Source organism: Haloferula sp. A504 (assembly GCF_044385805.1).
In the GTDB taxonomy this organism is placed as follows: Bacteria; Verrucomicrobiota; Verrucomicrobiia; order Verrucomicrobiales; family Akkermansiaceae; genus Haloferula.
The window spans coordinates 1-12,624 of record NZ_JBISBU010000041.1 but is presented as its reverse complement, the minus strand read 5'-3'; the positions used below and the strand labels follow the sequence as shown (position 1 = coordinate 12,624).

Here is a 12,624-nt window from a genome sequence, read left to right as displayed (position 1 = left end):
CTCAGCGTTCCTCCGCGATTTCGAGTTCCTTCAATGTGCCGCGCAACCAGTGCAGCGACTTCTCCAGCAGCGGACCGCCCTGTCCCTCGCACTCGATGCTGAGGTGGCCGTCGAATCCATGGTCCCGCAGGATCTCCAGGCAGCGCTTGATGTTGTCCGCGTTGGCACCCTCGCCCACCGAGCAGTGGCTTAGCGCGATGCCGGTCTGTCCACCGCGGGCGATCGCGGCGAGCGATTCGCTCACGTCCTTCACGTGGACGTGACTGATCTTGTCCTTGAAGCGCTCGCAGAACGCCACCGGATCCTGGCCGGCGATAAAGCTGTTGCCGGTGTCGAAGTTCAGCCGCAGGAAATCGCTGTCGACGAAGTCGAGCATCCGCTCGAGCATCTCGGGCTTGGTGGTGAAGTAGCCATGGACCTCGATGTTGATGGTGATCTCGTAGGCCTCGGCCACCTCGAGGATCTGCGCATACTGGCGCTTCATCATCTCCATCGCATCCTCGTCGGAAAGTCCTTCCGGCCGGTGCAGACCGTCGGTGGTCGCGATGCGCTCGCAGCCCGCGAGTTTCGCCCACGGCAGGGTCTTCAGCACGTAGGGCACGCCGTAGGTCGGGCCATCCACGCCGGATAGCGGAAAGGCGGCATCGACCTGCGAGAAGGCCACCCCCTGTTTCGCCATCCGGTTCCTGAGCATCAGCGGGTCCTCGTAGAGTGCCACGTGCGGCTGGTAGCCGAGACCGTGGATCCAGCTGACCCCGTCGATCAGTCCGCACTCGATCCAGTGCACGTCGTTCTTCTCGGCCCAGTCGACACAGTGCTGGAAGTCCTTGAAGGAGGTGTTGAAGGCGTCGGTGTGGAAGGAAATCTTCATCGTGGAATTCATGGGTTTGGGGATTTCAAGCCGGCGGCCCACGCGGTCGCCTGCCGGTAGAGTTGCCGGACTCCGGAGGCGGCGTAGGCCTCAACGTCATGCCCGAGCGTGCAGAGGAAGACCCGCCCGCTGCCAGGTTCGAAGGCGAAGGCCTGCGGCTGCGGGGACTTCTTCACCTTCGAGTAGGCGTCGCAAAGCAGGTGGATCTCCGCGGTTCCCTTGAGGCAGAAGTAGAGTTCGTCGTCGGTCACGAAGTCCCCGAGTCCGCGCGTCACCGGGTGTTGCGGGTCGACCACCCGCACCGTGAACGGGCCGCGCTTGTCGTGCCCCTCGCCGTTCCAGACGCGCCCGGCAAGCTCCACGAACTCCGGCCATTCCTCCATCGCCCCGCAGGCGAAGTGGGAAAGGCACATGCCCCCGCCGCCGCGCACATGGCGGTCGAGGTTTTGGTGCATCGCCGGGGTGGATGGCAGCGGGCCCCCGTAGTTCTTGAAGTGCAGGAAGATCACGTCGTAGGTGTCGAGTTGGGTGAGGCCGAGCGCGTAGGGAGTTTCGCAAATCGTCACCTCCATCCGCGGATCCTCCTCGATGATCCCGGCCATCACCGGGCCGGTCTTGCGCCAGTGATGCCCGGGGAAGTCCTGGCCGGAGACGAGCAGCACCTGCTTGTCTGCGGCCGTCCCGCTTCGCTTCATGATCCACAGCTCGCTGCACACCGCGTTCGGGCCGGCAAGCTTGCGGATGCTGAGTTTCAGCGATCCATCGACAAGCTGCCCGGGAAGCAGGGCGAAGCGGATCCGCACCGGTGTCGGCTTGCCCTCGTCCCAGGCCACCGCCCGCGTGTCGGGAAGCACCTCTCGGCCGTTGATGTCCAGGGCCTGCCGGCGGCCGTTCCCGTCGACATCCCACCAGGTCATGCCGAGCACGTAGTCGGTATCGGGGAGCAGGCCACGGACCGAGAAGTCGAGCGACTCCGCGGCAAAGGCCACCGACATCGAGGGATCGGTGCCCGGCCCGCTGTTCCAGTCGCGGCCGTTCAGGCACTCGAGGGTCACGCCTCCCTGCTGGATCGTGGCCCGGGGTCCACAGTCCAGGTAGGCAGCCACCTCGAACCGGCTTGGTGTGTCCGCATCAAACTTTCCCGGCGGCAGGAAACCTCCGGATGGCCTGCCGGATTGAGGCGGCCCACCCATCGGATCGAGCGGTGCCTCCGGCTTGAGCGTCTCCAGACGGTTCGCCATCGACTCCAATGCTTTCCGGACTCCCGCGGATGATTCGCCACCCCGGGCCCTCAGTCGGGTCGCCGCCTTTGCGTAGTCGGCCTGGCGGCGCGCCAGGGTCCACACCGAGGCCTGCAGGTCTTTCTCGACCGGCGAGCCTTCGGCAGAAGTGAAGGCCTGCATCACCTGATCGAAGGCTTCCGGCGGCGATGCCATTCCGAGGGCGGCCGCGGCGGCCTTGCGGTTCGGGTTGTTCTCGTCGCCGACCACCCCGAGAAGTTGATCGACGCAGGCGGTGGTGCCTCTCGCCGCGGCCAATTCGATGGCCCTGGCCTGCCGGTCGGGGCGGTCGCTCCGCAAGGCGCCTTGTAAAAGCGCCTCCAGCACTCCCTCTGGCGCGGCAAGCAGCCCGTCCCGGGCGGCGGCGGCCATGGTCTCTTCCGCCGCGCCGGCCCACTCGAACAGCCGTTCAAGGTCCTCATCGCGACCCACCGTTCCGAGCTGCCGGATCGCCGCCAGTTTGGCATGGCCGCCACCTTCGCTCGAAAGATGGCGAATCACCTCGACCTTCTCCGGTGCATCCAGGCGCAGCAGCACGTTCATCGCCACCACCTGGCGCGCCGTGCCGAGCTTCGTGATGTTTGCGCCGAGCCACTCGCAGGCCTTGTTCGCGGCCACTCCCCCGGCGACCACCTCCATGGCCGCCCGCGCCAGGGTCTCGTCGTCGCCGAGCCATGCCCTGGTCAGGACCCCGACCGGGTCATCCGAGGACATCACCTCCGCCTTGAAACGGCCGGTCCGGCTGGTCGCCGCCGCGCCGGCAGCCGACCGCTCCCCCAGCGCGTCCAGCGCCGCCCGGGCGAGGTCGGAAAAATCTTCGTCCGCCACGAGTGTCTTCAGCACCGGAACGCTCGCCTCGGTCGCCAGGTCACTGAGCCACAGGCAGGCCTCGCGCCGCGCTGCCAGGGTCGCCTCCGATTGCACAAATTCGAGCAGCAGTTGTTCGTGCTTCGCCCGCCTCACCGGGTCGTCGGCCCCGCGGAACGCGCCCATCCTTGCCTCGTGCAGAACCTTCTTCGAGTCGCCATGCTTGTAGGTGGCGAAGTTCTTCAGCGCGTCTCCAAGCTCCGCGGCGGCCAGCGCGCCGCAGGTCAGGAAAAGGAAAAACAGTTTCATCATCCGAGGTGCTTCGAGCTTCATGCCAGCTTCCAGGGATTGCGCATCGGCCGGCCCCGCAGGCGGTTGGCCTGGGCGTCATCGATGATCGATTCCGTCTTCCCGTCCCAGCGCAGCGGCCGCTGCACGTCGATGCCGATCTGGGTCAGGTGGCAAAGCGTCGTCGATAGGTGCCCGGTCTCCACCGGCGCGGTCAGCCGGGAGCCGTCCCGGATCGCATCGATCAGGCTGCGGAAGTGCTCCGCCTGGCCGCCGCGGTCGAGCAGTTGCAGCTCCGGGTCGTCCTTCGGCCAGCTTCTTTCGACGAGATGGGGCGGATTCGACCAGACCTTGCCGCGGGTCGCGGCCACCCAGCCCTTCTTGCCGACCACCACGATTTCGCCGGGCACCTTCGGGCACTCCGGGCGATCCTGCGTGAGGTAGATGATCTTCTTTCCATCGGCGTAGGTGATCTCGGAATGCCACGAGTGGCAGGTGTCGAAGATGCCGGTCTCGGGATATTTGCCGCGCGCCTCGACCTTCACCGGCGCCTCATGGTCCTTGCCCAGCGCGAACTGCGCCGAGTCGACGTGGTGGCTTCCCCAGGCCGTCACCCAGCCGCCACCGAAGGCCGAGGTGAAGTACCAGCCGGGCGTTCCCTTGCGGATCGCCAGCTCGCGGAAGAACGGCGTCCGGGGGGCCGGGCCGGTGAAGAAATCGTAGTCGTAGCCCTCCGGCATGCGGGTGTCGGTCGGATCCCCCCCGATGTGTCCGACCGGGGAGATCGCATAGACCTTCTCGATCTCGCCGAGGAAGCCGTGCTTCGCCAGCCAGGTCGCGCGCTGGAAGTAGCGGGTCGACCGCTGCTGGGTGCCGTGCTGCAGCAGCACCGCGTTGCGTTTCACCGCCTCGACCACCGCCCGCCCCTCCTCGATCGAGTAGGCGAAGGGCTTCTCGAGATAGAGATGCTTGCCGTGGTTGGCCGCCTCGACCGCCATCAGCGCGTGCCAGTGGTCCGGAGCGGCGATGCTGACGACATCGACTTCGGGGTCGGCCATCATCTCCCGGTAGTCGTGGTAGGTCTTGCAGTGGGTGTCGCCGTTTTGTCGGTCGACCTCCGCCTTTCGCTCCATCGTCCTCAGCGGCCAGATGTCGCAGACCGCGACCACCCGCACGCCGGGGATTCGGGAGAAGTCGGCGACGTGCGAACGACTGCGTCCACCGGCCCCGGCGACGGCCACGTTGAGCGTGCGGGACGGCGCCTCCGCGCCGAAAAGGCGCGCGGGCAGGACCATGGGAGCCGCGGCGATGGCGCAGGACTGCAGAAACCGGCGGCGGGGAAACATGGGCGTTGTTCTCATCGGCTTGGATGGCCGGACCGATGGCCCGGCATGGTCGGTTCAGGAGGAATCGTGGTGCCGGACCTCCCCTCCGGATGGATCAGACGATCTCCTCTTTCGCGGCATCCCAGCGGACCTGCCGTTTCTCGCGGAAGGACTCCATCGACATCGCGATGACCGCGGTTTCGATGAAGGCCTCGTCCTCGTCGCAGCGCGGCTTCTCGCGGGTGCGGACGCAGTTGAGGAAGTCCTCCATGTGGTCAGGCCGCCGGTGCTCCTTGCCGGCCTTGAAGAACTCCGTCGGCTCGGGTCTCGGGTGGCGGGCGATGCGGTGGGCGGCCTCGTCGCCGAAGATCTCGAACAAGGAGGCATTCTGGCCGATCGAGTTGAAGATCATCCGGCCGTCGCGCCCGATGTACTCCGGCGATTGCGAGCGCCGGGAGTTCATGCAGCCCTCGTAGATCACCGAGCAGTCCTTGTCCTCGAAGACGAAGGAACTGAGCCAGGTGTCGGGCACCTCGCGGTCGTCCTTCCAGTAGGCGTTGTGGGCGTGGGTGGTGCAGGTGTCCGGAATGCCGTAGCGCAGGACCGTCTGCACGTGGTCCAGTTCGTGGGAAAGCAGGTCGCCCGCCTGGCCCGTGCCGTAAGGCCAGTAGCAACGCCAGTGCCAGAAGTGGCGCTCGTTGAAATCGATGGCCGGCGCATCGCCGAGCCAGCTCTCCCAGTCGAGGTCCCGGATGACCTGCTCCGGATCGGGCCGTTCATAGTTACTGTAGGTGCCGTACCAGCGCCATGGCGGACGCTCGTCGGGGCCGTTGAAGAAACGGCCGGTGTTGACCAGGGTGACCTCTCCGATCGCCCCCTCCTCGATCAACCGGCGGCCTTCGTCGGCGGCGGCGAGCTGGCGGCCCTGGTGACCGAGCTGCATCACCGCCTTGGCGTCCTTCACCGCCTTGCGCATGCGCTTGGCGGACTCGACCGTGGTGGTCCACCCCTTCTCGCAGTAGACGTCCTTTCCGGCCTTCACCGCGTCGATCAGCATCCGCTCGTGCCAGTGGTCCGGGGTGGCGATGATGACCGCCTCGATCTTCGGATCCTCGAGCATCTTCCGGTAGTCCGTGAAGGTCGCCACGTCGGGATTCCCAGAGGGTTCGATGCCCCTCTCGAGGTGCGGCTTGTAAACGTCGCAGATGGCCACGACCTGGCACGACTTCCGGCTTCCGGCGGCCTGGATCAGGTTCTGGCCCCGGGTGCCGATACCGATCTGAGCGACCCGCACCGGCTCGGCGGTCGGCTCGACGCCCTTGACGATGGCGGGTGCCTCGACGGTGCCGGTGGCCGCGGGGCTGCCGGTGGTCCCGATCAACGAGCTGGCAGCGGTCAATCCGGTGCTCTGAATAAATCCGCGACGTGAAAACTGAGCGTTGGTTGTCATCTCCCCGGATACGGTGGAAGCGGCGGATTCCGAACGTTTGCCGCCTGATCCCAGAACGGATGCGCAGAAATCCGCGAGCGATGCGCAGGGGATCACCCTGGTCTCAGGCGGGTCCGACAGTGTCTGGAACGAGAAGACCCGGTCCTTCGATGTGATTCGCCGGGATGACGACACCAAGCTCATTCCGTGGGATGCCGTCGTCGACATCGGCGAAGGCAGCATCATCACCGGGCGGGATCGTGTGGGAGGGCACAAGTTCTCCGTGGCCGGGGGCGAGGCCACCTTCGGAGGGGAGATTCGCTACCGCAAGGCGAGGGCCCTGAAGGTGCTGTGCGACAGGAGCCTCAAGAGCGAAGGCTTCGATCTCTCCGGCACTTCGAAGGCATGGAACGGCTACACCGATTCCGAGGTGCGGATGATGAGCAAGCAAGAGCGGGAGGAGCAGACTCCGGATGCCCTGAACAGTGGATTTGTGTTTCACCACCGCTACCTCAAGGGCGGACTTGAAGGTGCGCTTGCTGCGTTGAGGAGAATGCACCAGACCTTCGGCGGCGAAGCCTCGTCTGGGGCGTGAGGTTCAAGCTGGGATCGACATCGACGGATGGTGGGAAGAAGCCGATTTCATCATCGGCGCTCCTTTCAATCAGCGATGGTCGTGCCGAAACGGGAAATCTTCTTGCTGAAATATTCCTGTACGCGATCCTGTCCGGGTGAAGGCGATTTCTTACACGGCCGCTCGCGAGACTCTGGCGGCCACGATGCAGTCGGTCTGCGACGACCGGGAGCCGGTGATCATCACGCGGAAGCGCGATCAGGCGGTGGTGATGATGTCCCTCGACGATTTTGAATCGATGCAGGAGACTGCCTACCTGCGCCGCTCACCGGCGAATGCCGAGAGACTGGATGCCGCCGTCGCCCAGCTCGAATCGGGCCGCGGTCGGGAGAGGGCGCTTCCGGAAGCGGAATGAAGTTGCGGCTGATCTTTGCGGATCAGGCTTGGGAGGACGTCTGCCATTGGATGTCCAACGATCGGAAAGTCCTGAAGCGCTTGATCCGCTTGATTGACGAGTGCCGATCGACGCCGTTCGAAGGGATCGGCAAACCGGAACCCTTGCGGGAAAACTGGTCCGGCTACTGGTCCCGGCGGATCACGGACGAGCACCGCTTGGTTTACAAGGTCTCGGATGGCGAACTGTGGATCGCCCAAGCGCGCTACCACTACACCCGATGATGGCCGGGCCCGTCGGTGGCGGGAAGATGCCGGGTTCCTAACCGGAGGTCTGTTCAATCGAGAAACTTTCCAGGATTGAGGATGCCCTTGGTGTCGAGGGCCCGCTTGAGGGCGCGGTGGACGTCGAGGCCGGTTTCGCCGAGGGCGGCCTTGATCCACGGTTGCTTGGCCAGGCCGACCCCGTGTTCGCCCGTGATCGCGCCGCCATGCTCGAGAACCCACTGGAACAGCCGGTCGACGGCGGCATCGGCCTTCTCGCGGACCTTCGGGTCGTCGTAGTCGGCAACCATCAGGTTGGTGTGGATGTTGCCGTCGCCGGCGTGGCCGAAGCAGGCGACGGGAATGCCGGTGGTCCGCTCGAGTTCGCGGGCGTAGTTGACGAGTTCGACCAGCTTCGAGCGGGGGACGACGATGTCCTCGTTGAGCTTGGTCAGGCCGGTGTCGCGCAGCGAGTAGGAGAACTCGCGGCGGAGCTGCCAGATCGCGTCGCAGGCGACCTCGTCCTCGGCGCGGTCGATGTGGGTGGCGCCGAGTTCCCCGAGCAGGCTTTCCAGCTCGTCGAGCTCGTAGTCGACGGCGCGCGGGCGGCCGTCGATCTCGACGATGAGATGCGCCTCGCCGGCGGGCAGCGAGTCGGGGCCGAGCCGGCGCCGGGCGGCGGCGAGGGTGAAGCTGTCGGTGATTTCCAGCGCGGACGGCAGGTGTCCGCGGTCGAGCACGCCCTGGACGGCGGCCGCCGCGGTGGCGAAGTCGGGGAAAAGGGCCGCCAGCATCGAGCGGGCGGGGGGCTTGGGAATCAGGCGGAGGGTGGCCTCGGTGACGACGCCGAGCATGCCCTCCGAGCCGGTGAACAGCCCGACCAGGTCGAAGCCGGTCTTGTTCTTGTGGACGCGGCCGCCGCAGCGGGTCACGCGGCCATCGGGCAGGACGACCTCGAGGCCGAGGACGTAGCTACGAGTCACGCCGTACTTCAGGCAGCGCGGGCCGCCGGCATTGGTGGCGATGTTGCCGCCGATCGAGCACTCCTTGAGCGAGGCCGGGTCGGGCGGGTAGTCCCAGCCGAGCGAGCGTGCGGCCTTCTGCAGGTCGCCGGTGATCACGCCGGGCTGGACGACCGCCACGCCGTCCTCCGGGTTGACCTCGACGATGCGGTTCATGCGCGCCAGCGAGAGGGCGATGCCGCCGCGGATGGGAACGCAGCCGCCGACGTAGCCGACGCCGGCACCGCGGGTCGTCACGGGCACCCGGTGGCGGTGGGCGATCTCGAGGGTCTCGGCCACATCCAGGGTCGACTCGGCGAAGACGACGACGTCGGGCTGGCGGCTGGCGTGCCACTTGTCGGTGGCGTGGAGCTCGAGGTCATCGGTGCGGATCGAGACCTTGTCGTCGCCGAGGCGGGCGACCAGCACTTCCAGGATGCGGTCAACCTCGGCGGCGCGCTTGGTTTCGTCGGCGCCGAATTCCAATTCACGGAAGACGTCTTCCTGGAAACCGGTCTCGGTGGCAGGCCGCCCCGAGGGCTTGGCGGTGCCCTGGCTGACCCAGCGGTTGCGTTTTGGTGGGATCTTCACGCTGGGGCGAACCCTCTCGCTGGAAGCCTCCGGGGTCAACCCGAGTTCCTGGCGGCCGAGGCGGCGGCATCGAAGGCGATGCGGTGGCCCTCGATGAAGTCGGCCTCGTCGCCGGCCAGCAGGTCGGGCAGGGCCTCGATGAGCCCGAAGTCACCGCCGCCGTGGCCGGCGTAGCCGCCAGAGGGAGTGTCGTCGACCGGGATGACGGTCGTTTCGCCCTCGTGGAGGCGGCATTCGATCCAAGGCTCCCGGCCGTCGGCATGGGTGGCGCCTTCGATGATGCCCCGCGTGCCGTGGAGGCGGATGCGGCGGCCGGTGTCGAAGGCGGTCATGGTGAGGGTGGCGGTGACCCCGTTGGCGAACTGCATCGAGACGACCTGGTGTTCCGGGGCGTCCTGGTCGCAGCGCCAGGCGCAGCGTCCCCAGTCGCTCGTCCGCAGCCACTCGAGGATGTCCTCGTCGGTCATCGATTCCGCATCGGCGCGGACCATTCGCAGCCAGCGGCGCTGGTCGTCGAGGTAGCGATGCGCGTCGTAGCGGCAGGTGCCGGCGTGCGGGCAGCCGTCGGTGCAGCGGTCGGTGGCGCCTTCCGGTTCCCGGTCACGCGTGAAATAGGGGCGGTCCTGATAGCTGGAAAGGGAGGTCACCTCGGAGCCGGTGAGCCAGTGCAGGAGGTCGGTGTCGTGGCTGCACTTGGCGACGATCATCGGTGTGGACTCGGCACTCTTCGCCCAGTGACCGCGGATGTATGAGTGCGAGTAGTGCCACGGACCGACGCCTTCGGAGGCGTTGATGCAGACAAGGTCGCCGATCATGCCGTCGTCGACCGCCTTTTTGAGGGCGCGGTAGAAGGGGGTGTAACGGAGCACGAAGCAGAGCAGCAGCTTGCGTTTCCGGTCGCGGGCGAGCCGGGCGAGTTCCTCGACTTCCTCCGAGGAAGTGGCGGCGGGCTTTTCCAGCAGGACGTCGTAGCCCTGGAGGAGGGCTGCCTTGGCGTGCTCGAAGTGCTGGGCGTCCTGGGTCGAGACCAGCGCGACATCGGCGAGCCGGGGTTCCTCGAGCAGTTCCTCGCCGGTTTCGAATGCACGGGTGGCCGGGTCGCCGGAAATCTCGCGCATCGTTTCGCGGGCTTCGGAAAGGGGATCGGCGAAGGCGGCGATCGAGTGCCCGAGGTCGCGGGCGATCCGCATGTAGGTGCGGCCGCGGGATCCGCAGCCGATGACGGCGAAGGTGAGAGTCTGCTTCACGGCGGGAGGAGACTCGAAAGTCCCCCGCAAAGCGACTTCGAACTGCGTCCTGCAAGTCGCAACCCGGCGTCAGCCGCCCTCGACCTCGATCATCAACTCCGAGAAGCGGGCGTCGCCGCCGCTGCGACCGCTGCGATCGAGGCTCACTTCGGTGAGCGCGCCGATGGTTTCGGCGGGCACCTCGATGGTCTGCTCGTAGGGATCGCTGCCTTGCTGGGTCACGGTCACGGAGAGACGCACGCTGTCGTGGCCCTGCCGCAGGACCGAGACCCGCATCTGCTGGGGCTTCTCGGTCGACGGGGTGAATCCCATGTTCTGGTTGCCTCCGAGGTGTTTGTTGCCATCGACCCCCTCGAAGCGGAAGCCGCCGCCGCGGTAGTCCGGATGGTAGAGCGCCCGGACGCCGCCGACGGTGATGCCGAGATGCCAGGTTCCGGAGCCTCCCGGCGTGCCTTGAAGGGTCGCGGTCAGGGTGAATTGGTCCGGGAAGACCTCGGTGCCCGGCCACTCGGTCGCCCGGAGAACCAGCCGTTGGTCATCATCGCCGGGGCGCTGGCCCTCGTGCACGAGCGTCCGCTCCTCGACCTTGGACTTCATGCCCGCCGGGGCCATGAGGTGGAACCGGCGGTAGCCCTTCCCGAGCTCGGGAACCTTGTCGCCGAACCAATCGTAGAAGATCCCGCCGGTGGCAGGATCGCGGGCCTTGCCGAGTTCCCTGAGAAGCGAGCGGGCGGCGTGCACGACCATTCGGTCGCGCCGGTCGTCGGAGTTCAGCTCGAGGAGCCGGCGGATGTTTGCCACGCGCGCGTGGATCTCCGGATTGTCGGTGGGTGGTTGTTCTCTGAGCCAGGCGAGGGCCTCGGGGCCTGCCGAGATGATGGCCTTCTGGGCGCGCTGCCTTTCCGGGTAGCTTTCCGAGCCAAGTTGCTCATAGGAGGTCGCCAGACGTTTCCGGTCGAGTTCGTCCCCTTTCAGCGCCTTGCGAAGCTCGGCCTCGGTGGTGCCGAAACCCGCCTCCGCCAGCAGGTCCACGCGCCAGTCCTCCGCCCACGTGAGCGCGGGCAGGAGCAGCAGAAGACCGATGAGGCGGTTCATGGGGTTGAAGGGTGCCGGGGGAAGCGTTCCGGTTCAATCTTTCCCTCCCGGGTGGGATCGTCTCTGGAAAGTCCGGCCATCCGGCGCGATGATGGGGCATGGACGAGAAAATCGAATCCGCATTGGCGCGGCTCGACGCACCCCTGGTACCGGGTTGCGCGGAAGGCATGGAGGAACGGGCCGGGTGGTTGCGGGCGATCGCCGACCGGCTCGAGTCCGGGGCGGGGGAGTTCGCCGTGATGATGGCCCGGGAGATGGGCAAGCCGGTCTCGCAGGGCCGGGCCGAGGCGGAGAAGTGCGCCTGGGTCTGCCGCTTCTACGCCGATCACGCCCTGGGGTTTCTCGCCGACGAGGCGATCGACTCCGGGCGTGCCGACTCGAGGGTGACCTGCGCGCCGCTGGGCATCGTGCTCGCGGTGATGCCGTGGAACTTTCCCTTCTGGCAGGTCTTCCGTTTCGTCGCGCCGGCCCTGATGGCGGGCAACCGCGTACTGCTGAAGCATGCCTCCAACGTGAAGACCTGCGCGCGGGCGATCGAGCAACTGATCCAGGAAGCGAGCGGTCGCAACGACCTGCTGGCGTGGGTCGATGTGCCCGGCAGCGGGGTCGCGGAACTGATCGCCGACGAGCGGGTCGCGGCCGTGACCTTCACCGGCAGCACCCGGGCGGGTCGTGAGCTGGCGGCCAACTGCGGGCGGCACCTCAAGAAGCCGGTGCTCGAGCTCGGCGGCAGCGACCCCTACCTCGTGCTGGAGGATGCCGATGTGGCGCATGCCGCCGCCATCTGCGCGCAGGCGAGGATGATCAACAACGGGCAGAGCTGCATCGCCGCCAAGCGCCTGCTGGTCGCCGCGCCGGTGCATGACGAGTTCGTCGAGCGCCTGTGGGACGAGTTGAAGGCCTACCGCATGGGCGACCCGCTCGATCCCGACACCCGGCTCGGACCGATGGCCCGCAAGGACCTGCGCGACGAGTTGCACCGCCAGGTGGTCGCGAGCACCGGGCCGCGGACCAAGGTGCTGATGGGTGGCGAAATCCCGGACCGGGAGGGCGCGTGGTATCCGGCCACGCTGGTGACCGGCGTCGCGCCCGGCATGCCGCTTTTCGATGATGAGACCTTCGGGCCGGTCGCCGCGGTGTGCCGGGTCAACGGGCCGAGCGAGGCTGTCGGACTCGCCAATCGCTCCGCTTTCGGCCTCGGGGCGGCGGTATTCACGGGCGACCTCGAAATGGGCGAGCGCATCGCCTGCAAGCTGCGTGCCGGCACCGTGGCGATCAACGCGCAGGTTGTTTCCGACCCGCGCCTGCCCTTCGGCGGGATCCGGGACAGCGGATGGGGCCGGGAACTGGGACGCGAGGGGATTCGCGAGTTCGTGAACGTGAAGACGATCGTCCGCGAGGAGGTTACGGATCAGGCCTGATTTTACCATCGTCAGCACGGGTCGATTTGCTACGACGT

At 66.9% G+C, this 12,624-nt stretch carries 11 protein-coding genes; 4 read left to right on the top strand and 7 right to left on the bottom strand.

Going from position 1 to position 12,624, the window contains the following annotated elements:
• Window position 1: 1 nt before the first annotated feature.
• The 4 genes from ACG2LG_RS16760 to ACG2LG_RS16745 all read right to left on the bottom strand — a co-directional run bounded on the left by ACG2LG_RS16760 (window position 2) and on the right by ACG2LG_RS16745 (window position 6,021).
• A complete protein-coding gene (locus ACG2LG_RS16760) occupies window positions 2-871 on the bottom strand; it encodes a sugar phosphate isomerase/epimerase family protein (protein WP_396260890.1) in 870 nt (289 codons plus the stop codon).
• 8 nt (window positions 872-879) lie between these two features.
• Window positions 880-3,267, bottom strand: a complete 2,388-nt coding sequence (locus ACG2LG_RS16755; RefSeq protein ID WP_396260888.1) for a ThuA domain-containing protein — start codon at window positions 3,265-3,267, stop codon at window positions 880-882.
• A gap of 20 nt (window positions 3,268-3,287) precedes the next feature.
• On the bottom strand, window positions 3,288-4,607 hold the full coding sequence (locus ACG2LG_RS16750; RefSeq protein ID WP_396260886.1) for a Gfo/Idh/MocA family protein: 1,320 nt from the start codon (window positions 4,605-4,607) through the stop codon (window positions 3,288-3,290).
• 79 nt (window positions 4,608-4,686) lie between these two features.
• On the bottom strand, window positions 4,687-6,021 hold the full coding sequence (locus tag ACG2LG_RS16745) for a Gfo/Idh/MocA family protein (RefSeq protein ID WP_396260884.1): 1,335 nt from the start codon (window positions 6,019-6,021) through the stop codon (window positions 4,687-4,689).
• Here ACG2LG_RS16745 and ACG2LG_RS16740 point away from each other — a divergent pair.
• From ACG2LG_RS16740 to ACG2LG_RS16730, 3 genes are all read left to right on the top strand, one after another.
• Window positions 6,011-6,595 carry a hypothetical protein gene (locus tag ACG2LG_RS16740; RefSeq protein ID WP_396260883.1) on the top strand — a complete coding sequence of 195 codons (585 nt, stop codon included), beginning with the start codon at window positions 6,011-6,013 and terminating at the stop codon, window positions 6,593-6,595. The two genes, ACG2LG_RS16745 and ACG2LG_RS16740, sit on opposite strands and share 11 nt — an antisense overlap.
• 136 nt (window positions 6,596-6,731) lie before the next feature.
• Window positions 6,732-6,989, top strand: a complete 258-nt coding sequence (locus tag ACG2LG_RS16735; RefSeq protein WP_396260881.1) for a type II toxin-antitoxin system Phd/YefM family antitoxin — start codon at window positions 6,732-6,734, stop codon at window positions 6,987-6,989.
• Between the two features lie 2 nt (window positions 6,990-6,991).
• Entirely contained in the window at window positions 6,992-7,252 is a 261-nt protein-coding gene (locus tag ACG2LG_RS16730) for a Txe/YoeB family addiction module toxin (protein ID WP_396260952.1), read from the top strand.
• Window positions 7,253-7,305: 53 nt separating this feature from the next.
• Here ACG2LG_RS16730 and ACG2LG_RS16725 read toward each other — a convergent pair whose 3' ends face one another.
• The 3 genes from ACG2LG_RS16725 to ACG2LG_RS16715 form a co-directional block, all read right to left on the bottom strand.
• A complete protein-coding gene (locus tag ACG2LG_RS16725) occupies window positions 7,306-8,823 on the bottom strand; it encodes an FAD-binding oxidoreductase (RefSeq protein WP_396260879.1) in 1,518 nt (505 codons plus the stop codon).
• A 35-nt stretch (window positions 8,824-8,858) separates the two neighbouring features.
• Entirely contained in the window at window positions 8,859-10,070 is a 1,212-nt protein-coding gene (locus ACG2LG_RS16720; RefSeq protein ID WP_396260877.1) for a Gfo/Idh/MocA family protein, read from the bottom strand.
• Between the two features lie 69 nt (window positions 10,071-10,139).
• A complete protein-coding gene (locus tag ACG2LG_RS16715) occupies window positions 10,140-11,165 on the bottom strand; it encodes a hypothetical protein (protein ID WP_396260875.1) in 1,026 nt (341 codons plus the stop codon).
• Between the two features lie 98 nt (window positions 11,166-11,263).
• Here ACG2LG_RS16715 and ACG2LG_RS16710 point away from each other — a divergent pair, with 98 nt between their 5' ends.
• Window positions 11,264-12,586, top strand: coding sequence for an NAD-dependent succinate-semialdehyde dehydrogenase (locus ACG2LG_RS16710; protein WP_396260874.1), 1,323 nt, complete (start codon window positions 11,264-11,266; stop codon window positions 12,584-12,586).
• Window positions 12,587-12,624 lie beyond the last annotated feature (38 nt).